At 66.5% G+C, this 20,652-nt stretch carries 18 protein-coding genes; 9 read left to right on the plus strand and 9 right to left on the minus strand.

Annotated features, from left to right (window positions below):
- Positions 1 to 24 precede the first annotated feature (24 nt).
- Entirely contained in the window at positions 25 to 1,434 is a 1,410-nt protein-coding gene (gene radA / locus A5634_RS03685; RefSeq protein ID WP_065142731.1) for a DNA repair protein RadA, read from the minus strand.
- Between the two features lie 54 nt (positions 1,435 to 1,488).
- Positions 1,489 to 2,046, minus strand: a complete 558-nt coding sequence (locus tag A5634_RS03690) for a hypothetical protein (RefSeq protein WP_065142732.1) — start codon at positions 2,044 to 2,046, stop codon at positions 1,489 to 1,491.
- A 307-nt stretch (positions 2,047 to 2,353) separates the two neighbouring features.
- Here A5634_RS03690 and carD point away from each other — a divergent pair, with 307 nt between their 5' ends.
- From carD to A5634_RS03725, 7 genes are all read left to right on the plus strand, one after another.
- On the plus strand, positions 2,354 to 2,842 hold the full coding sequence (carD, locus tag A5634_RS03695; RefSeq protein ID WP_065142733.1) for an RNA polymerase-binding transcription factor CarD: 489 nt from the start codon (positions 2,354 to 2,356) through the stop codon (positions 2,840 to 2,842).
- A gap of 8 nt (positions 2,843 to 2,850) precedes the next feature.
- Complete coding sequence (gene ispD, locus A5634_RS03700; RefSeq protein WP_065142734.1) at positions 2,851 to 3,522, plus strand: 2-C-methyl-D-erythritol 4-phosphate cytidylyltransferase; 672 nt, start codon at positions 2,851 to 2,853, stop codon at positions 3,520 to 3,522.
- Entirely contained in the window at positions 3,519 to 3,998 is a 480-nt protein-coding gene (ispF, locus tag A5634_RS03705) for a 2-C-methyl-D-erythritol 2,4-cyclodiphosphate synthase (protein ID WP_155769341.1), read from the plus strand. The genes ispD and ispF overlap by 4 nt, the downstream gene beginning before the upstream one ends.
- A gap of 174 nt (positions 3,999 to 4,172) precedes the next feature.
- Positions 4,173 to 5,579 carry a cysteine--tRNA ligase gene (cysS, locus tag A5634_RS03710; RefSeq protein WP_065142736.1) on the plus strand — a complete coding sequence of 469 codons (1,407 nt, stop codon included), beginning with the start codon at positions 4,173 to 4,175 and terminating at the stop codon, positions 5,577 to 5,579.
- Positions 5,580 to 6,506 carry a 23S rRNA (guanosine(2251)-2'-O)-methyltransferase RlmB gene (gene rlmB / locus A5634_RS03715; RefSeq protein WP_065142737.1) on the plus strand — a complete coding sequence of 309 codons (927 nt, stop codon included), beginning with the start codon at positions 5,580 to 5,582 and terminating at the stop codon, positions 6,504 to 6,506.
- A gap of 199 nt (positions 6,507 to 6,705) precedes the next feature.
- On the plus strand, positions 6,706 to 9,327 hold the full coding sequence (locus A5634_RS03720) for a helix-turn-helix transcriptional regulator (RefSeq protein ID WP_065142738.1): 2,622 nt from the start codon (positions 6,706 to 6,708) through the stop codon (positions 9,325 to 9,327).
- Between the two features lie 92 nt (positions 9,328 to 9,419).
- Entirely contained in the window at positions 9,420 to 10,799 is a 1,380-nt protein-coding gene (locus A5634_RS03725) for a cytochrome P450 (protein ID WP_065142739.1), read from the plus strand.
- A 5-nt stretch (positions 10,800 to 10,804) separates the two neighbouring features.
- On the opposite strand, the gene A5634_RS03730 is transcribed toward A5634_RS03725, so the two are convergent.
- The 4 genes from A5634_RS03730 to A5634_RS03745 all read right to left on the minus strand — a co-directional run bounded on the left by A5634_RS03730 (position 10,805) and on the right by A5634_RS03745 (position 14,570).
- A complete protein-coding gene (locus A5634_RS03730) occupies positions 10,805 to 12,046 on the minus strand; it encodes an SLC13 family permease (protein ID WP_065142740.1) in 1,242 nt (413 codons plus the stop codon).
- Between the two features lie 3 nt (positions 12,047 to 12,049).
- Entirely contained in the window at positions 12,050 to 12,964 is a 915-nt protein-coding gene (locus A5634_RS03735; RefSeq protein ID WP_065142741.1) for an MBL fold metallo-hydrolase, read from the minus strand.
- Complete coding sequence (locus tag A5634_RS03740; protein WP_065142742.1) at positions 12,964 to 13,722, minus strand: LamB/YcsF family protein; 759 nt, start codon at positions 13,720 to 13,722, stop codon at positions 12,964 to 12,966. The genes A5634_RS03735 and A5634_RS03740 overlap by 1 nt, the downstream gene beginning before the upstream one ends.
- 134 nt (positions 13,723 to 13,856) lie before the next feature.
- The gene (locus tag A5634_RS03745; RefSeq protein ID WP_065142743.1) at positions 13,857 to 14,570 is read right to left on the minus strand and encodes a sensor domain-containing protein; all 714 of its coding nucleotides are present in this window, start codon (positions 14,568 to 14,570) and stop codon (positions 13,857 to 13,859) included.
- 174 nt (positions 14,571 to 14,744) lie between these two features.
- On the opposite strand from A5634_RS03745, the gene A5634_RS03750 reads away from it, so the two are divergent.
- Positions 14,745 to 15,824, plus strand: coding sequence for a LacI family DNA-binding transcriptional regulator (locus A5634_RS03750; RefSeq protein WP_065142744.1), 1,080 nt, complete (start codon positions 14,745 to 14,747; stop codon positions 15,822 to 15,824).
- A 76-nt stretch (positions 15,825 to 15,900) separates the two neighbouring features.
- Here A5634_RS03750 and kstR read toward each other — a convergent pair whose 3' ends face one another.
- Positions 15,901 to 16,500 carry a cholesterol catabolism transcriptional regulator KstR gene (kstR, locus tag A5634_RS03755; RefSeq protein WP_065142773.1) on the minus strand — a complete coding sequence of 200 codons (600 nt, stop codon included), beginning with the start codon at positions 16,498 to 16,500 and terminating at the stop codon, positions 15,901 to 15,903.
- Positions 16,501 to 16,715: 215 nt separating this feature from the next.
- Here kstR and A5634_RS03760 point away from each other — a divergent pair, with 215 nt between their 5' ends.
- Positions 16,716 to 18,827, plus strand: coding sequence for an acyl-CoA dehydrogenase (locus tag A5634_RS03760; protein WP_065142745.1), 2,112 nt, complete (start codon positions 16,716 to 16,718; stop codon positions 18,825 to 18,827).
- A 103-nt stretch (positions 18,828 to 18,930) separates the two neighbouring features.
- Here the strand turns inward: A5634_RS03760 and A5634_RS03765 are convergent, their stop codons facing one another.
- On the minus strand, positions 18,931 to 19,458 hold the full coding sequence (locus A5634_RS03765) for a hypothetical protein (protein ID WP_065142746.1): 528 nt from the start codon (positions 19,456 to 19,458) through the stop codon (positions 18,931 to 18,933).
- A gap of 31 nt (positions 19,459 to 19,489) precedes the next feature.
- A complete protein-coding gene (locus A5634_RS03770) occupies positions 19,490 to 20,563 on the minus strand; it encodes a ferredoxin--NADP reductase (RefSeq protein ID WP_155769345.1) in 1,074 nt (357 codons plus the stop codon).
- Positions 20,564 to 20,652 lie beyond the last annotated feature (89 nt).

Below are 20,652 nucleotides of genomic sequence, written 5' to 3' on the forward strand. Positions count from 1 at the left end.
ATGACAAGCCGCTTCGTGGGACCCCTAGTCCGGGTTGTCCAGGCGATGCAGCGTCGGCGCGGCGGCGGTGTGGTAGTCGGCGATGTCGACCAGATGGTGCAGCGCGTCGCCGATAGTCGGTGCGCACAGCGCCCGCATACCGGATGGAATCGTCTTGCAGCCCGGCGGGATCAGCGCGATGTTGAATCCCTGCCGGGCAGCCTCGGCCAGCCGCCGCTCCATGCCGTGGACCGGCCGCAGGTCGCCCGCCAACCCGACTTCGCCGATCATCACCGCGGTGGTGGGCAGCGCAAGGTTGGCGTATGCCGAGGCCAGTGCGGTCGCTACCGCGAGATCCGACGAGGGATCGGTCAACCGCATGCCGCCGACGGTGGCCAGATAGATGTCGTTGACGGCGAGGGTCAGCCGGGTGTGTTTCTCCAGCACCGCGGTGATCATCGCCGCGCGGGAATGATCGATGCCGCTGACCGCTCGGCGCGGGGAGCCGCTGTTGGGCGTGGCCAACAGCGCCTGGACCTCGCCGATGAGTGGACGCTTGCCGTCCAGCGTTACCGTGATCGCGGTGCCGGGTACGGGTGCCGGGCGTTGATCCAAGAACAGGTTCGATGGGTCGGCCACGCCCTCGATCCCGTTGTCGTGCAACAGGAAACACCCGACCTCGTCGGCCGCGCCGAAACGATTCTTGATACCGCGCACCATCCGCAACATGCCGTTGCGGTCGCCCTCGAAGTGCAGCACCACATCGACCAGGTGCTCGAGCGAACGGGGTCCGGCGATGGCTCCGTCTTTGGTGACGTGCCCGACGAGAATCATGGCGACGCCGTTGGACTTGGCTGCGGCGGTGAGCGCGGCCGTTACCGCACGCACCTGGGTGACTCCGCCGGCGACGCCGTCGGCCTCGCTGGTGGACATCGTCTGCACCGAATCGATGATGACCAGCGCCGGCCGTACCGTCTCGATGTGGTTCAGCACCGTGTGCAGGTCGGATTCGGCTGCTAAGTAGACCTCGTCCCCGCCGCAGCCGATCCGGTCGGCCCGCAGGCGGACCTGGCCGGCCGATTCCTCACCCGAGATGTACAGCGCGCGCCGCCCCCGCTGGGCCCAGCGGTGTGCGACCTCGAGTAGCAACGTCGATTTGCCGACCCCGGGATCCCCCGCGAGCAGTGTGACCGAACCGGGGACCACACCACCGCCCAGCACCCGGTCGAGTTCGTCGACCCCGGTGCTTCGGTGCTGGCTCTTATTGGGCTCTACAGCGCTGAGCGGCACCGCCGTCGAGCCGGAAGCTACGGAGCGCCTGCCGCTGCCGACAGCGGCCAGTAGAGCCACCTGTTCGACGGTGCCCCAGCTGCCGCAGTCAGCGCAGCGGCCGACCCACTTCGCGCTGACATGGCGGCATTCGGAGCACCGGTATTCAGAACGTGCGTTGGCCACCCCGTGACCGTATCGGCAACCGGTGACAGCTCCGTGGAAGGAACGCCGCAGCGGCTAGGCGTGGTTTCCGGGTTCGTGTGACTGGGGCAGCGGGGCCGAGATCGGGACCTCCACGCTGGCTTCGCCGGCCTTCTCGAACTTGAAGGTGAACTTGTAGGTCAGCCCGTTGGAAATCGGCTTGGTCAGGTTGACCGTCGCCTTGGCGGCCGAGTTGCCCTCCGCGGGACCCGGTGCCACGGCCTGGCCGTCGGGCGTCCCGACGATCAGCATTCGGCCGGCCGGCAGCTTCGTGTCGCCGGAGACTGTCACGTTGCCGATTTCGCTGGTGATGCCGGTAAGGCGGTCGTTGACATCCGGCGAATTGTTGACCGCCACCAGCACCAGGTCGACGGTCTTACCCGGCTCCACGAACGCTCCGGTCTGGTTGGCCTGGATGCGGATGTCGCGCAGCGCCACATTTTCGATCGTGACCCGGTTTCCGTTCACCGCAGGCTCCTGCGCGGCGGTCTGCGAGAGCTGACCGGTTCCGCAGCCGCTGAGTGCCACTACGGCCAGAATGGCACTGGCCAGCCACGCGCTGACCCTGGGCAGGCGGATGTTTAAGCGGTTCACTCAATGCCTCCTGCGGGACCGACTACCAAGCGCTGTTCGGGTTTCGACTATGCACAGTAGTAGGTAGGTACCTCGGGCGGTAGCGGTGGGATGGCTAGCGGCCAAGACAGGTCGCGAAGCTCGTATCTCCCTCGTACATCCCTCGTATATCCGAGGACCCGGATGTGCAGGCAAATGTGACCCCCTGCACGTCAAAGGCCGCCTGTCAACCCCTAATCTGCGCCTATCGTGCCTCTGACCTGCACCGTTGATCCGCGTGGGTTGGGGCCCCGTGTTAGAATGAATTAACGAAAGGGGCTCGAATCAGATGATCTTCAAGGTCGGTGACACCGTCGTCTACCCACATCACGGTGCTGCGTTAGTCGAGGCGATCGAAACCCGAACCATCAAAGGGGAGCAAAAAGAGTATCTCGTCTTGAAAGTTGCGCAGGGCGACCTGACCGTTCGAGTGCCCGCTGATAACGCCGAATATGTCGGTGTCCGTGACGTTGTCGGCCAGGAAGGCCTCGACAAGGTATTTCAGGTTCTGCGTGCTCCGCACACCGAGGAGCCGACCAACTGGTCCCGTCGTTACAAGGCCAACCTCGAGAAGCTCGCCTCCGGCGACGTTAACAAGGTGGCCGAGGTAGTGCGCGACCTGTGGCGTCGCGACCAGGAGCGTGGCCTGTCGGCTGGCGAGAAGCGGATGCTGGCCAAGGCACGGCAGATTCTGGTCGGCGAGTTGGCGTTGGCCGAGAGCACTGACGACGCCAAGGCGTCGATCATTCTGGACGAGGTTCTGGCTGCCGCTTCCTGAACGCGCACCTGAACGGAAACGTAGTTGCAGTAGTACCGGCCGCAGGGTCGGGCCGGCGGTTGGCCGCCGGGGTTCCGAAAGCGTTCTATCAGCTCGAGGGGCAATCACTGGTCGAGCGGGCGGTTGAGGGTCTGCGGGCGTCCGGCGTCGTCGATACCGTCGTCGTCGCGGTGCCTCCAGACCGCACCGACGAGGCCAAGCTGATCCTGGGTCACATCGCCACCATCGTGGCCGGCGGGCCGACCCGTACCGAGTCGGTGAGCCTGGCTTTAGCGGCGCTGGCCCCGACGGCCCCGAAGTACGTGCTGGTGCACGACGCCGCCCGGGCGCTGACACCTCCGCCGTTAGTCGTGCGGGTGGTCGAGGCGCTGCGGGCCGGGAACCCGGCCGTGGTCCCGGCGTTGCCGCTTTCGGACACCGTCAAGGCAATCGATGCCAACGGCGCTGTACTCGGCACACCGGAACGCGCTGGCCTGCGGGCCGTGCAGACTCCGCAAGGCTTTGCCACGGACGTGCTGCTGCGCGCATATGAACATGCCGGGACCGCCGATTTCACCGACGACGCATCGTTGGTCGAGCAGATCGGCGGACAGGTCCAGGTGGTCGAAGGCGACCCGCTGGCGTTCAAAATCACCACTCAACTGGATCTGCTGCTCGCCAAAGCTATAGTGCGCCAGTGATGCAGATCCCCCGCGTCGGTATGGGCGTGGATGTGCACCCGATCGAACCCGGCCGGCCATGTTGGCTGGTGGGCCTGCTGTTCCCCAGTGCCGACGGTTGCTCTGGACATTCCGACGGAGACGTCGCCGTCCACGCGCTGTGCGACGCGGTGCTTTCTGCGGCCGGGCTGGGCGATATCGGCGGGGTCTTCGGCGTCGACGACCCGCGCTGGGCGGGCGTGAGCGGTGCTGACATGTTGAGCCACGTGCTCGAGTTGCTCACCGACAGTGGCTTCCGGGTCGGCAACGCCGCCGTGCAGGTGATCGGTAACCGGCCGAAGATCGGTTGGCGCCGTTACGAGGCCCAGGCGGTGCTCTCCCGGCTGCTCAACGCGCCGGTGTCGGTGGCCGCCACCACCACCGACGGGCTCGGCCTGACCGGGCGGGGTGAGGGCCTGGCCGCCATCGCTACCGCGTTGGTCGTTTCGCTGCGCTGAGGAGCGGCTCGGTAGCGAGGCGCGACGCCCGCGACGCCCGCGACGCCCGCGACGCCTGCGACGCCTGCGTGCGCACTCTCGCGTGACGTTCGACGGCGAGATGCACTCTGGCGTGACGTTCGGCGCAGGCCGGAGACGCGGGGCTCTCGACCGCAGGCAGTAAGCTGGCACGTCGTGACCAATCGTGCCGAATTGCGGCTACATGACACGGCGACGGGTGTCGTCCGTGAATTCGTGCCGCTGCGCGCCGGGCACGTCTCCATTTACCAGTGCGGAGCCACCCCGCAGGGGCTTCCGCATATCGGGCACGTCCGCAGCGGCGTGGCCTTCGACATTCTGCGCCGCTGGTTAATCGCGCGCGGCTACGACGTCGCCTTCATCCGAAACGTCACCGACATCGAGGACAAGATCCTCACCAAGGCGGCCGCCGCGGGCCGGCCGTGGTGGGAGTGGGCCGCCACCCACGAGCGGGCGTTCACCGCGGCCTACGACGCACTGGACGTACTGCCACCCTCGGCCGAGCCGCGCGCCACCGGGCACATCACCCAGATGATCGAATTAATGGAGCGGCTGATCGAAACCGGTCACGCTTATCCCGCCGCCGGCGACGTCTACTTCGACGTGCTCAGCTACCCCGATTACGGGCAGCTGTCCGGGCACCGCATTGACGACGTCCACCAGGGCGAGGGCGTGGCCACCGGCAAGCGTGACCAGCGTGACTTCACGCTATGGAAGGGCGAAAAGCCGGGCGAGCCGTCCTGGCCGTCGCCGTGGGGCCGGGGGCGTCCCGGCTGGCACATCGAATGCTCGGCCATGGCCCGCACTTACCTCGGTTCCGAATTCGATATCCATTGCGGCGGAATGGATTTGATCTTTCCCCACCACGAGAACGAGATCGCGCAAAGTCGTGCCGCCGGGGACGGGTTCGCCCAGTTGTGGCTGCACAACGGCTGGGTGACGATGGGCGGGGAAAAGATGAGCAAGTCGCTGGGCAACGTGGTGTCCATCCCGGCGATGTTGCAGCGGGTCCGCCCCGCCGAACTGCGCTACTACCTGGGCAGTGCGCACTACCGGTCGATGCTGGAGTTCTCCGAAACCGCACTGCAGGACGCGGTGAAGGCCTACGTCGGCGTCGAGGACTTCCTACACCGCGTGCGTAGCCGGGTGGGCGCCGTCTGCCCGGGCGAATGGACGCCTCGCTTCGCCGAAGCACTTGACGACGACCTGTCCGTCCCGATCGCGCTGTCCGAAATTCACCACGCCCGCGCTGATGGCAACCGCGCCCTGGACGCCGGTGACCACGACGGTGCCCTGCGCAGCGCTGGCGCAATCCGCGCGATGATGGGCATTCTCGGTTGCGACCCGCTGCATGAGCGCTGGGAGACCCGCGACGAGACGGCGGCCGCGTTGGCGGCCGTCGACGTGCTGGTTCAGGCCGAGGTGCAGAATCGCGAAAAGGCGCGTGAGCAGCGCAATTGGGCGTTGGCCGACGAGATCCGGGACCGCCTCAAGCAGGCCGGTATCGAGGTCACCGACACCGCCGACGGACCGCAGTGGACGCTCGGCGGTGACGGCAAGTAGATGGCCGGAAATTCCCAGCGCCGCGGGGCGATACGCAAAGCCGGCACCAAGAAAGGCCCCACCGTCGGATCGGGCGGCCAACGTCGTCGCGGCCTGGAGGGGCGCGGTCCCACCCCGCCGGCACATATGCGACCCAACCATCCCGCCGCTAAGCGGGGTAAAACTTCTTCGCAGCGCCCGGCTAAGCGCGTCGACGAGACGGAGAACGTGCTGGGCCGTAATCCGGTGCTGGAATGCTTACGCGCCGGGGTCCCGGCGACGGCATTGTATGTTGCTCTCGGCGTCGATGCCGATGAGCGGATAACCGAATCCGTTGCGCGCGCGGCTGATTCGGGCATCGCAATCCTTGAGGTGCCGCGCAGCGACCTGGACCGGATGACCGCAAACCGCCTGCATCAGGGCATCGCACTGCAGGTGCCGCCGTACAACTATGCCCATCCGGACGATCTGGTGGCTGCCGCTTTAGAGTCGCCGCCGGCGTTGCTGGTCGCCCTGGACAACATTTCCGACCCCCGCAATCTGGGCGCGATCGTGCGGTCGGTTGCGGCATTCGGCGGGCACGGTGTGGTGATCCCGCAGCGTCGCTCGGCATCGGTGACCGCGGTCGCATGGCGCACCAGTGCCGGGGCGGCGGCCCGCCTGCCGGTAGCGCGGGCCACCAATCTCAATAGGACACTGAAGGATTGGGCTGATCGCGGCTTGCGGGTGATCGGTCTGGACGCCGGCGGTGACACCGTATTGGATGACGTCGACGGCACCGATCCGACGGTGGTGGTGGTCGGCTCGGAGGGCAAGGGCTTGTCCCGTCTGGTGCGGCAGAATTGCGACGCGGTGGTGTCCATCCCAATGGCCGGTGAGATGGAGTCGTTGAACGCCGCGGTAGCAGCGGGCGTGGTACTCGCCGAAATCGCCCGCCAGCGCCGTTGAGTTTGGCCGGCAGGCCCCCCACCACTACCACTACCCGCGAGCCGAACCACACCGCGGTTTTCAGCTCGGAATTTCGCAGTGTGGTTGGGTCGGCGGCCCGGCGCGGGTCATCTGAATGCCGGACACCCGCCCCGACAACTGACGAAGCCGGGCCCACAAAATCGTTTCGCCCGGTGCGGTCGACCGATATAGTCGCCACGTGATCGGCGCTTTGCCGCTGACTGGGCGCGATAGTGAGCTGGGGGTGATTCGCCGGGCCCTGAGTCGGCCCGGCGCGCGCACCGGCGTGGTGATCGCCGGGGCGGCCGGGGTGGGCAAGACCTGGCTGGCGCGCGAGGTTCTGCGTCGCGCCGAGGCGTCCGGCGAGCGCATCAAGTGGATAGTCGGAACCGATTCCGCGCGTGCATTGCCATTGGGCGCCTTCATCGGCGCACTGGGTGAGGCCATGGATCCAATGACGAATGTGCGCCGCGTGATCAATTCCTTTGTCGCGCAACAACGTGGGGGCGGGGTGGTGATCGGGGTCGATGACGCGCATCTGTTGGACGCGTTGTCCGCCTTGGTCGTTCACCAATTGGCGCAGTCCGGCGGGGCGCGACTAGTGGTCACGGTCCGCACCGGCAGTGAGGAACCCGACGCGGTCACTGCGTTGTGGAAGGACCGACTGTTGGCTCGCCTTGACCTGGAACCGCTTTCGGAGGCGGCGACCCGCGAGGTGATCGAGAGCACGCTTGGCGGTCCGATCGATTCACGCAGCGCGGCGCGATTCCGGAAACTGACCGGCGGCAACAGCTTGTTCCTGCAGCAACTCCTTGCCGATCAGATGACGGCCGGCCGGATGCGAAAGTTGGCCGGCGTGTGGATGTGGGACGACGACGTCGCCGTGTCCCCGAGCCTGTCCGACACCGTGGCACGGCAGATGGGACGACTGGATCCACAGACCGCCATGGTGGTGGACACGCTGTCACAGTGTGAGCCGCTGAGCGTCGAGGTGTTGTGCGATGTGGTGCGCCGGCCTGACCTTGAGACCGCCGAACGCATGGGTTTGGTGAGCGTGGAACGTACCGCGGCCGGGCTGACGGCACGGCTTGCCCACCCGCTGTTCGGGGAGGTGCGCCGAGCCAGCGCCGGCGAGATGTACCTGTCGACTCTGCGGGGGAGGCTGGCGACGCGGTTGGCCCGCGATGGCGATGCCGCCGACATGCGGGCCACCGTTCGGCGGGCACTGCTGCTGCTGGAATCGGATCTGGATCCGGATCCGGAGTTGTATCTGAACTCGGCTCGGCACGCGATGACACTGCTGGACTTGGATTTAGCTGACCGGCTGGCGGATGCCGCCGCGCGGGCGGGAGCACCGGGTGCCGCCGAAGTGCGAGCGATGAATCTTGTGCTGCTTGGCCGCGGTGAGCAGGCTGAGCTGGCGTTGCGTGAGATTGCCGATTCTGCAAGCTCGTTGGTCTCCGACGCCCACTACTGGGCGACTGTGCGGGCGGCCAACTTGGTGTGGATGCTGGGCCAACCCAGTGCCGCGTCCCAGATTTTGGACGAGCTGGCCGCGGCCCCCGAAACTCCGGAGCAAGTGGCCGAGCGGCTGGCGGTGCAGGCCTGCCTGGATGCGGTCGCGGCGCGCTGTCGGTGCGCAGCCGAAAATGCGCGGGCTGCAATGAAATCGGGAGTTCTACCGGACTTCCATGCGATGATGGCCGCGCTTGCGTTGATCATGGCGATGGGGGCGCTCGGTGAGGTGGACGGTCTCTCAGAGGTCGCTGAGCAGGCTTTGCGACGCGCGACGACGTCGTTCCAGGCCTCCCATATGCGATTCTGGTTCGGCGCGGTGTACGGCCGCGCGTGCCGCCTGACTGGGCGCGTAGACGAATTCGTCAGCACTGCAACACAGTTGGCTGACACCGCCAAGGACATCCCCGGTCTGGCCCACGCGAACCTGGCGAGCCTGATGGCCAACGCGGAGTTGGTTCGCGGTGCCGCGGGCGAGTCCGTTCGGCTGGGTCATGAAGCGCTTGCCGGTGTGCAGAGGCATTCGGTGACAACCGGATTGCGCCCGGCGAGCTACTTTGTCCTGGCCGAGGCCCAGGCCAAGCTAGGCCATCCCAGCGAGGCGAATGATGCTGTCGCACAAGCGCGGTCCTGTGTACCGGCCGATTTCGTCTTCATGCACACCGGCCTTTCCCTGGCCGCTGGTTGGGCGACGGCAGCAAGTGGCCAGTTGGCAGAAGCGATAGCCGGCGTCCAGGAGGCGGCCCACCTGGCTCGCGAGCGCGACCAGCCCACCCACGAGGTGGCCTGCATCCAGGCCGCCGCGCAATGGGGCGACGCCACGCAGGCCATCCGAGCCCGGGAACTGGCCGAGGCGTTGTCGCTGCCGTTGGCCGACGCAGTCGCCATGCACGCCGAGGCGTTGCTGTCCGGCGACGGGGAGGGGCTGCTGGCCAGTTCAGCGGCCTACCGGGCAATCGGTGATCGCGCGGCGGCCGCCGACGCGGCAGCGCAGGCCGCGGCGACCTTCAGCGCCCGCCAGCAGCACCGACGGGAGCGCTACGCCGCGGCGCTGGCCAAAGAACTCGCCGACACCTGCGGCGGCCTGTGCACGCCGGCGTTGCGGACGCCGGCCGGGGTGAAGTTGTCGGGCCGGCAACGCGACGTCATCGAGCTCGTCGTGGCTGGCCTGAGCAACCGCGAAATCGCCGCGAAGCTGGTCATGTCCGTTCGCACGGTCGAGGGTCATGTCTACCGGGCCTGCCAGCGGGTGGGAGCACAGTCACGAGAGGAACTGGCATCGATCGTCCGCTCGGGACGCCACTGACCACCTGCTAGCGCTAGTCAAGTGGAGTAGCCGACTACGCATGCGCCCAGATTCCAGCCGCCATACGGTGCGATTGGAACAAAGGAGTTGGCATGGTCGACATTTCGGCGAAACCCCAACCCGGGACTCTCACCTCGGTACCGGTAAATCCGCTTTCGTATCGGCGACAACTCAAGGCCGTGCGCTCTTACATCGAAGGCTTCGCTGAGTTATTCGACGCCGGCGGACCGATCACCCGGCTACGGCTGGCGCCGAGGTGGTTGCTGCCGCCGGTCGTACTGATCGCCACCCCGCAGGGCGCCCACGATCTGTTGAGCCGCACCGACGAGGTCTGCGACCGCGGCCGCGCTTTCACGATGGTCGAGCTGCGGGCTCTGATGGGCGGCAATCTGCTCAATCTTCCGCACGAACAATGGTTACCGCGGCGACGCACGTTGCAGCCGTTGTTCACCAAGCGCCATATTCCTCGCTACGCGGGACACATGGCCGGGGCGGCGCAGACGGTGGTCGACGATTGGCGGGACGGGGCGGTGGTGGACCTGGACAGCCACTGTCGGAAGTTGACGCTGCGGGCCCTCGGACGCTCGGTGTTCGGGATAGACCTCGACGAACGCGCTGACGAGGTGGGCCAGGCCTTGCGGGCATCGTTGGGATGGGTCGCCGACCGCGCCGCACGGCCGGTGAACCTGCCACGCTGGTTGCCCACCGCTGGTCAGCGTGCCGCATATCGAGGCAACGACGTATTGCACCAGCTGGCCGCTGAGATCCTCACCGAAGTTCGTGCCGACCCGGAGCGGGAGGCGCCGCTGGTACGGGCCCTTATCGATGCGATCGATCCGGAAACCGGACGCGCACTGACCGACCACGAAATCTGCGACGAATTGGTGCTTTTCATGCTCGCCGGTCACGACACCACCTCGACGACACTGACATATGCGTTGTGGGCACTCGGGCACGACAGCGAACTGCAGGAACGGGTGCGGGCTGAGGTCGCGGCGTTGGGCAACCGCCCGCTTGATCCAGACGACGTCCCCGCCCTCGCCGTTACCGTCCGGGTACTGCACGAGGCGCTGCGTCTCTGCCCACCGGGTACCGGAACGGTGCGCACGCCGACCACCGACATCGTCGTCGACGGCTACCGGATCGAGGCCGGAACCCTTGCCACGGTGAGCTTCTACTCGCTGCACCGCGATCCCTCGCTGTGGGAGGAGCCACTGCGTTTCGATCCGGATCGCTTTCTGCCGGAAAGGTCGCAAGGTCGCAGCCGTTGGCAGTACCTGCCGTTCGGCGGCGGACCGCGTTCCTGCGTGGGCGATCACTTCGCGATGCTGGAGGCCACGCTGGCACTGGCCACGATCGTCCGCGCCGCCCAAATCACTTCCCTGAAAGCGGATTTCCCGTTGGCGACACCGTTTACCGCGGTTGCCGCGGCCCCCGTCCACGCGCGAATCACGTTGCGGGACAACGCCTAGCGTGCCTAAAGGCCGAAGACCTGGACGCTGGCCCACAACGCGCACACCGCAACCACCAGCGCGGTGGGCACGGTGCACAAACCAAGACCGGTGTATTCGCCGATGCCGGGCTCGACGTCATGATCACGCAGCACCCGTCGCCACAGCAGGTTGGACAACGACCCGACGTAAGTCAGATTCGGTCCGATGTTGACGCCGATCAGCACAGCCAGGACGGCCGCCGGCCCGCTGGCGGCCACCAGCGGCACCAACACCAATGTCGCCGGCAAGTTGTTGACGACACTGGTCAGCACCGCGGCGATCGCGGCGATCCCGAGAAGTGCGCCTAGCCCGGAACCGTCCGGGAGCACTGTGGTCATCTTGCCGGCAACCCCGTTGAGCATGACGGCCTGAACGACGATGCCCAGCGCGGGCACGAACACCAAGAACGGAATGTTGGCCGAGTGCACGATCTCTGTCACGGACGTCCGTCGGTGTCGCAGGCTGCGCACGGCCAGCACCGAGGCACCGGCCAGCGCCGCCCAAGCGGGGGAGATGTCCAAGGCCTCGGCGACGGCAAAGCCGCCCAGCGTCAGCCCGACCACCACCAGCACGAAGACGGGTGGGCGCGGCGGCGGCCCGAGATCCGCACGTTCGGGCTGGCTACGCAGGTCCCGGACGAAGAACAAGCGAAACGTCACACAGACCACGGCGATCGCGGAAAGCCACGGCAACGCCATCAGCTCGGTGAACTTGACGAAGGAGACCTGCGCGCCGCGATAGGCCAGCAAGTTCGTCAAATTCGACACCGGCAGCAGCAGCGAGGCCGCGTTGGCCAGATGAGCGGTGGCATACGCATACGGCCGCACCGCAGTACGCAGCCGACGGACCGTGGCCAGCACCACGGGCGTCAACAGCACGACGGTGGCGTCGAGGCTGAGCACGGCCGTGATCACGGACGAGACCACGAACACCTTCCCCAGCAAAGCCCGCGAACTCGAAGTCCCGCGCGCCATTGCCGCGCCCGCCGCCTCGAACAAGCCCTCGTCGTCGCAGAGCTTGGCCAGCACCAGCACCGCGCCCAAGAAGGCCACCACCCGCGCCAGTCCGAAGACCTGCGCCTGAGCCTGGTGCGCCGAGATCGCGCCGACCGCGATCAGGGTCGCTGCTGCCGGGACGGCGGCCACCGCCTCCGGCCACCCGCGTGGGCGCGCGACCGCGAACCCGAGGACGACCGCCAGCAACAGCAGCGAGAGTGCCAGCGTCAACGTCTAGGCCCAGGGGTCTTCGCGCCGCCAGACCGTGGGCAGGTGCACCTCGACGCCGTCCCGTGTGGCTAGTTCATCGAGGATCCGGATGGAGACGTTCAGGTCGTCGCCGGCATACGGCAAGGCCCGCAACGGTTTTGACAACGGACGGAAGAAATCGTCCCAATGGATGAGTACGACGCGGTGCGCGCCCACCGCACGCACCGTCTCGTTCCAGTACTCGACGATGTAGGACCGCGACTGCAGACCGAGTTGCCCGACGCTCAGATAGGCGACCTCGGCGCGCATCCCGTCCAATGCCCCTGGCACGTACCCGGCACTGCCCTGGATCAGCAAGCGACGGCCCGAAGTTCGGTGATGGATCAGCGTCGACCACGATTCACCGCATCGATATGCCGAGGCCTTCACTGGCGGCCGTACCGGAGCGCTGATCACGCCGGGGAATCGGTCGGGCGGGCAGTGGTGCGACTCGATTAGCGTTACCTCATAGCTGCCCAACGTTATTGGCTGACCAGAGACCGCGACGACGATCCGATCTTCGGGCAGTCCGTAGCCGCGGCCCACGTTGGCCGCGGATTGACCACCGACCAGTTGGGCGCCGGTGCGGTCGGCGACCAGTGCGGAGTCCATGACGTGGTCGATGTGGGTGTGCACCGGAATGATCGCGGCAAGACGCGTGACTTTCGCGCGGGCCAGGCAGCCGTCGACCCGGGGCGGAGAGGGCGCGACTTTCCCGGCCGCCACCTTGGCCAACCCCGGACGAGAGAAGTAGCCGTCGGTCATCAATGCCGAGGAGCCGTCGTCGAGCAGCAACGTCGCCACGCCCATCCACGTCGCCGACAAACCACCTGCTGCGGCAGGCACATCGAAACGGTCCGAATAGCGATCAAGATCCGGGCGTCCCAGTCTTAGTCGCATCAGCAGAACGCCCCCATCTCGATGTCGTTGACCTGCAGGGCTTCCCGCACAGCGGTCGCAATCTGCACCGCGCCTGGTGAATCACCGTGCACGCAAACAGATTCCACTGTCACCCCGATAGTGGTGCCGTCAACGGCGGTGACTTCTCCCGAGCCCACCATTCGCACCACTCGCTGCGCGATCGCGGTCGGATCATCAAGCACCGCACCGGGTTCGCGGCGCGAGACCAACCGCCCGTCCGGCCGGTAGGCCCGGTCTGCGAATGCCTCGGCGACCGTGCGCAGGCCCCGCCGGGCGGCTTCGTCGAAAAACACCGAACCCGTTATCCCCAGCACCGGCAACGAGTTGTCCACGCTTGCTACCGCCGTGGCGACAGCGGCGGCCTGTTCCTGATGGGACACAATCGAGTTATAAAGCGCCCCATGTGGTTTGACGTAGCACACGGTGGTGCCGGCGGCTTGGGCCAGCGCCTGCAACGCACCGATCTGGTAGACCACATCGGCCAGCAGATCCTCGGCGGTGACGTCGATGAAGCGTCTGCCGAACCCGGCCAGGTCTCGGTAGCTCACCTGGGCCCCGATTCGCACCCCACGTTCGGCCGCCGACCGGCACACGCGCAACAGCCCAGCCGGATCTCCGGCGTGAAAGCCGCACGCCACATTGGCGCTGGTGACGATGCCGAGCATGGCGTCGTCGTCACCAAGTTGCCAGACGCCGAATCCTTCGCCGAGGTCGGCGTTGAGATCGATGCGGGCCACCTGGCTAGCTTAGGCTCGGCGACGATGCGCGCCGCTTGCGGCGCGAGAAGGAGCTGAGCGATTCAGCTTAGGCTCGGCGACGATGCGCGCCGCTTGCGGCGCGAGAAGGAGCTGAGCGATTCAGCTTAGGCTCCCTACAGTTTGGCGACCTTGCCTGCGATCTGGTTGGCAATGTCGATGGCCGATGTGCCGGTTTCGTTATAGGCGCACGTCACGACGTCTATGGACAGGTTGTTGCGCACGGTTAACGCACGCTGGCAGGTCCAACCGTCGCCGCCTTCCTGAACCTGCGAGCTACTGAGCATGCCGTTTTCGTTGTGGACGTCACCGACCGACCAGATCGTGTCGGGCTGTCCCGCGCTGACGTCGTTGAAGCGACGGTTGGAGCAGGATTTCCAGTCCTGCACCTGGGAGTTGTAGAAGTTGGCGGCGTCCTGGGCGTTGGGGAAAGCCACGACCGCCTGAATGGTGTAGTGCTTGCGCTTCTTGGAGTCATCAATACTGTCGTCGAGGCGTTGCCCGCGCATCGCGGTCCACCCGGTGCCGGCATAGACCTTGTCTTGTGCCGCGCCGTCCACGGCCAGACAGTTCTTGTCGGCCACGTTCTTGCTCCAGTCCCACATCGCCTTGGCGTTGAACCAGACCTTCATCGACGTCGCACCCATCGCGCTGTTGATCTGGCTGGTATCGAGCATCAAACCGTCGAGCGCACTGACCGCGATGGGCGTCTGGTTGGCCAGCCCCGCCTTCTCGCCGGCCACCGCGGTGCCATTGATGACGTCGTCGCAACCGGCGACCAGCGTGCACGCACTGACCAGTGTGGCCAGCGCGGCGATCTGCAAGCGCACTTCTTCCCCTCCCCGGTCCCCGCGAGCACTAGTCGCGAGCGCCTACCCAGCTTAGTAGCTGCCGCCGTCAAAATGGAGCGCTTAGCGGCGCCGAGCAACCGGACGGTGCGCGAGAGCTACTAATGAAACCGTCCATTACAAAGTCGGGGCGCGCGCCCGGTAGCCTCACCGAACGTGAGTCCCACACCGCGCAGGCGGGCGACTCTGGCGTCGTTGGCCGCCGAGCTCAAGGTGTCGCGCACCACGATCTCGAACGCCTTCAACCGACCGGATCAGCTCTCCCCAGAACTCCGTCAGCGGGTGCTCGACACCGCCAAGCGGTTGGGCTATGCGGGTCCCGACCCGGTGGCGCGGTCGTTGCGCACCCGCAAGGCCGGCGCCGTCGGACTGGTGATGACCGAGGCGCTGACCTATTCGTTCAGCGACCCGGCTGCGCGGGATTTCGTTGCGGGACTTGCGCAGTCGTGTGAGGAACTGGGGCAGGGCCTGTTGTTGGTGGCCGTCGGTCCGGGGCGCAGCGTCGAGGACGGCACCTCGGCGATATTGGGTGCCGGGGTGGACGGGTTCGTGGTCTACTCGGTGCGCGACGACGACCCGTACCTGCAGGTGGTGCTGCAAAGGCGGTTGCCGGTAGTGGTCGTCGACCAGCCCGTCGGGCTGGCGGGCGTTTCCCGGGTGGGCATCGACGACCGCGCGGCGATGCGCGAGTTGGCCGAGTATGTCTTGGGACTCGGGCACCGCGAGATCGGTTTGCTGACAATGCGTCTGGGCCGGGACCGGCGGCAGGGCCTGGTGGAAGCCGAGCGGCTAAAGTCGCCGACCTTCGACGTACAGCGCGAACGCATCATCGGCGTCTGGGAAGCCATGACGGCGGCCGGCATCGACCCAGCTTCGCTGACCGTCGTGGAAAGCTACGAGCACCTGCCGACCTCGGGCGGCGATGCCGCCAAGGTGGCGCTCGATGCCAATCCACGAATCACCGCGCTGCTGTGCACCGCGGATATTCTCGCCCTGTCGGCGATGGATTACCTACGCGCACACGGCATTTACGTGCCGGGTCAGCTGACGGTCACCGGGTTCGACGGCGTCGAGGACGCGATCGGCCGCGGTTTGACGACGGTGGCGCAGCCCAGCTTGCAGAAGGGTCGGCGCGCAGGCGAGCTAGTGCTCAAGCCGCCGCGCAACGGTCTGCCGGTGGTCGAATTGCTAGATACCGAGCTCATCCGTGGACGCACCTCCGGACCCCCGGCTTGAACTCCCGTCGCGAGCGTAACCAGGCTACGAAAAACCGGCGCTCCGATCGCAGTGGCGTTACGCTCGCGATCCGCCCTCAGGTGGCTGACTGGTCACCGATCAGCAGTCGCACGGCCAAATCGAGCCGCTTGCTGACGTCGGTGGCCGAGGCGCGACGGGTAAGCCAGGCCAGCAGGTTGGACAGCCACACGTCCGAGATCACCCGCGCGATGTGGTACTGGTCCTCGGTGGGCTCGCCGTCGCTCATCGCGCGAGCGAACATGCTGTCGATCAGCTTCTCGACCTGGTCCACTTCGCTGGCCGCCGAAGCGTCGGCGAACACGTAGGCGCGCGTCATCGCCTCGGTCAGCAGCGGGTTGCGCTGCATCGCGCGGTTGAGCTTGCCGACCATAAAGTTCAGCCGTTGAAACGGGGTGCCGCCCGCCACTGCCGAACGGTCGGTCTTGGCATCGATACGGCTGAACTCCCGGCCCAGCGCCGACACCAGCAGGTGCACTTTGGACGGGAAATAGCGATAGAGCGTGCCCACCGCAACGTCGGCGCGGTCGGCTACGGCACGCATCTGAACTGCCTCGTAGCCGCCTTTGGACGCGATGGCCATGGTGGCGTCCAGGATGCGCTTGCGACGCTCGCGCTGTGCCTTCGACCCCAACTCAGACTCAGCCAGTACTGCCATGTTCAGAACCTCGCGAGGCTGGACATCGGGCGATTCGTCGGCGAACGGTACGCATTCTGCGCGTAAATCTCGCACCTCCCCGCAACTGGCAACACCGGCGTGTACTGCTTCGATAACCGTCGACTTGACGGTTGATTGTTCCCACTATTAGAACACGTTCTAGTGTGGACGAAAGATTACTTGGCATGTGAATTTGACGACGTGGAGGACTGCTCGTGGTAGCGACCGTCACCGATGAACAGTCTGCGGCGCGCGAGTTGGTGCGCGATTGGGCGCGCAGCGCGGCCTCGGGGGAAACCGCGTCCGCGGCCGCCCGCGCGGTGGAACAGGGCGATCCGGACGCCTGGCGACCGGTGTTCGCCGGGCTGGCCGACCTCGGCCTCTTCGGTGTCGCGGTCTCCGAAGACGACGGCGGCGCCGGCGGCAGCATCAGCGACCTCTGCGCGATGGTCGAGGAGGCCGCCAAGGCGCTGGTTCCGGGTCCGGTAGCAACCACCGCGCTGGCCACCCTCGTGGTCACCGACCCGGAGCTGCTGGCCGCACTGGTCAGCGGTCAACGATTCGCCGGGCTGGCACTAGACGGCGAAGTGCGGTTCGACGGCCAGGTGGTGTCGGGCACCGTGCCCTGGGCGCTGGGTGCGGCCAGTGGCGGTGTCCTGCTGGTGCCCGCCGACGGCAAATGGCTGGTTGTCGACCTGGACGGCGAGGGGGTGACGCTCGAGGCGCTGCAAGCCGCCGACTTCTCCCGGCCGTTGGCGCGGGTGGTGCTGTCGTCGGTGCCGGCTATGCCGCTGGAGAAGCCTTCCGTGACCGACCTGGCGGCGACGCTGCTGGCCGCCGAGGCCGCCGGCATCACCCGTTATGCCCTGGAAACCGCTGTCGCCTACGCCAAGGTGCGCGAGCAGTTCGGCAAGCCGATCGGCAGCTTCCAGGCCATCAAGCACCTGTGTGCGCAAATGCTCTGCCGGGCCGAGCAGGCCGAGGTGGCCGCCGCCGATGCTGCCCTGGCGGCCGCCGACGTTGACGCCGAGCAGTTCGCCATCGCGGCGGCCCTGGCCGCCAGCGTCTGCATCGCGACGGCCAAAGCCAACGTCAAAGACTGCATCCAGGTGCTCGGGGGGATCGGTTGCACCTGGGAACACGACGCGCACCTGTACCTGCGCCGCGCGCACAGCATCGGTCGCTTCCTTGGTGGTCCGGAGCGCTGGCTGCGCCGGGTCGCCGCGCTGACTCAGGACGGGGTACGGCGCAAGTTGTCGATCGATCTGAGCGAGGTCGAGGTGCAACGGCCCGAGATCGCCGCGGCCGTCGCGGAAGTGGCCGCATTGTCGGCCGAGAAGCGACAGGTGGCTTTGGCCGAGGCCGGCCTGCAGGCACCGCACTGGCCGGCGCCGCACGGTCGCGGCGCGGGGCCCGGCGAGCAACTGCTGATCGATCAGGAGATGGCCGCGGCCGGTATCGAGCGACCGGACCTGGTCATCGGTTGGTGGGCGGCGCCCACCATCCTCGAACACGGCACGCCCGAACAGATCGAGCGCTTCGTGCCCGCCACACTTCGCGGTGAATTCCTTTGGTGTCAGCTGTTTTCCGAGCCGGGCGCCGGTTCGGACCTGGCCTCGCTGCGCACCAAGGCGGTGCGCGGGGACGGCGGCTGGCTGCTAACCGGTCAGAAGGTGTGGACATCGGCGGCACACAAGGCGGCCTGGGGTGTGTGCCTGGCCCGGACGGATCCCGACGCGCCGAAGCATAAGGGGATCACCTACTTCCTGATCGACATGAAATCGCCGGGCATCGAAATTCGGCCGCTGCGTGAAATCACCGGCGACTCACTGTTCAACGAGGTTTTCCTGGACAACGTGTTCGTCCCCGACGAGATGGTGGTCGGAACGGTGAACGACGGTTGGCGGCTGGCTCGCACCACGCTGGCCAACGAGCGGATCGCGATGGCCAGCGGCACCGCGTTGGGCAACCCGATGGAGGAGCTGCTCAGGGTGCTGGGCGAGCTCGATCTTGATGTCGCCCAACAGGACAGGCTGGCCGATCTCATCCTGCTGGCGCAGACCGGTGCGCTGCTCGACCAGCGCATCGCGGTGCTGGCCGTCGGCGGAAAGGATCCCGGCGCTCAATCCAGCGTGCGCAAGCTGATCGGCGTGCGGTACCGGCAGCAGCTGGCCGAGTTCATGATGGACGTCTCCGAAGGTGGTGGACTGGTCCATAATCGCGCCGTGTTCGACTTCCTCAACACTCGTTGTCTGACCATCGCCGGGGGTACCGAGCAGATCTTGCTGACCGTCGCCGCCGAACGGTTGCTGGGCCTGCCGCGCTGATCTTCCCCGCAGCCGCGAATGTAACCGCACCGCGAAAATCCGCGTGTGAAATCGCAGCCTGGTTACGCTCGCGGGAAGGCGGGAAGGCGGGAAGGCGGGAAGGCTAGACGATCGGCGTCTGGGCGCAGGTGCTGGGCGAGGTGAGGTTCACCCCGGGGTAGACCACCTGGATGTGCGTGCACACGAAAAGCAGGGTGTTCGCCGTCATCGGTTGTCCGGTGTTCCAGCTCGTCGAGTTGATTACGCCGGTCGTCTGGTATTTGTCCGGTGGGCCCTCGCCGAAGTACTGGGTGGTGATCGTGTCGACGCCGCCCTCTTTGAACACCCGCTCGAATTGACTGGTGGCGTGCGCGTCCAAGTACGCCAGACGGTTGTTCGACCGGATCTCGGTGGTCTGCCGCGCCCAAAGTCCGGGCGGGAAGCCGGCCGGGCCGTCGGGCGTGCGCAGGTTAGCGCCCGCGACGAAGTCGCATGTGCCGCCGCCGTGGCAATTGACGAACGAGTGCGTCTCGATCTGCGTCGCCTCGTCGACCGGGAACAGCGTGGTGGCGGCGTTGTCACCGGCCGCCGCGGTAGGTGCGGCCAATAACGCCAGTAGCAGTCCACTCACCGCAATAGCCAGCCGCCTCATCTGCTTTCCCTTCCCGCTGAATCGCCGCCGACTACTCGTCGTAGGTCACCTCTACCGAATCAGATTCCGGGTGAGATTGACAGGCCAAAATCAACCCCTCGTCGAGGTCGTCCTGCTCAAGCACATCGTTGACCTCCATGCTGACTTTGCCGCTACGCAGTGTGCACGCGCACGCTCCGCAGTGGCCCTCCCGACACGAGAAGGGCGCGTCGAGACCTTTGGCCAGCAAAACGTCGAGAAGCTTCGCGTTGCGTGGCCATGAAACGGTATGAGTTTCACCGTCCAGTTCCACCACCGCGGTGGCCGGTTCTTCGTCCCCGTCGGCGCTGTCGTCGACCGTCACCGCCGCGAAGGGGTCGGACTCGAGTGACTTGAACACTTCGATGTGCACTTGCTGAGCAGGAACTTTCAACGTTTCCAGCGCGACTCGTGCCGCCTCCATAAACGGGCCGGGTCCGCAGATGAACGCCGGACGGCCGGTGAAAGGCGCTGCCAAATTCGCTAGCGCGGCAGCGCTGGGCAGCCCCTGCAGCGATTCGAGCCAGTGCAGCACCGTGAGTCGGTCGGGATATTTGGCGGCCAACTCTCGTAGCGCGTCGCGGAAGATCACTGAACGGTCGTCACGGTTGGCGTAGACCAACGTCACCTGCCCGGTGCCTTCGGACAGCGCCGACTTGCAGATGGACATGATCGGGGTGATCCCGCTGCCGGCCGCCAGTAGCAGGAAGTCGTCATCCAGCGTCTTGGGCACGAAGGTGCCCGACGGGGCGAGGAGGTGGATGCGCATTCCCTTGTGCGCGTTGTCGCACAGCCAGTTGGATGCGTACCCGTCCGCGGTGCGCTTGACGGTGACGGTCAGTGCGTCGTCGGTGAACGGCGAGCTGCACAGCGAGTAGCAGCGGGCCACCGAACCGGTGCGCTCGCTGGGCACCCGTAGCGTGAGGAACTGCCCGGGCGCGTAACGCAACCTCTCGGCAGGTACTGACGCGTCGGGCGGTGCCTGGAACACCAGCGACCGCGCGTCGTCGGTTTCGGCGACCACCTCGGCGATCTGCAACTCCAGCACATGGTCGCCGAGCGGCTCGTCGGGGATGTCCCCAGGAATATCCGCTGTCACGACCTGCCCTTCCTTCGGTATGAACTAGAACATGTTATAGAAAAGCCGATATGTACCGCTACCAGCCGCAGGAATAC

This window comes from Mycobacterium asiaticum (genome assembly GCF_001673365.1).
Classification (GTDB): Bacteria; Actinomycetota; Actinomycetes; order Mycobacteriales; family Mycobacteriaceae; genus Mycobacterium; species Mycobacterium asiaticum_A.

Coding starts and splice junctions, on each gene's coding strand:
- A5634_RS03725 (WP_065142739.1), top strand. CDS start 9,420: ATGGTCGACATTTCGGCGAAACCCCAACCCGGGACTCTCACCTCGGTA.
- carD (WP_065142733.1), top strand. CDS start 2,354: ATGATCTTCAAGGTCGGTGACACCGTCGTCTACCCACATCACGGTGCT.
- rlmB (WP_065142737.1), top strand. CDS start 5,580: ATGGCCGGAAATTCCCAGCGCCGCGGGGCGATACGCAAAGCCGGCACC.
- kstR (WP_065142773.1), bottom strand. CDS start 16,500: ATGGCAGTACTGGCTGAGTCTGAGTTGGGGTCGAAGGCACAGCGCGAG.
- A5634_RS03735 (WP_065142741.1), bottom strand. CDS start 12,964: ATGCGACTAAGACTGGGACGCCCGGATCTTGATCGCTATTCGGACCGT.
- A5634_RS03765 (WP_065142746.1), bottom strand. CDS start 19,458: ATGAGGCGGCTGGCTATTGCGGTGAGTGGACTGCTACTGGCGTTATTG.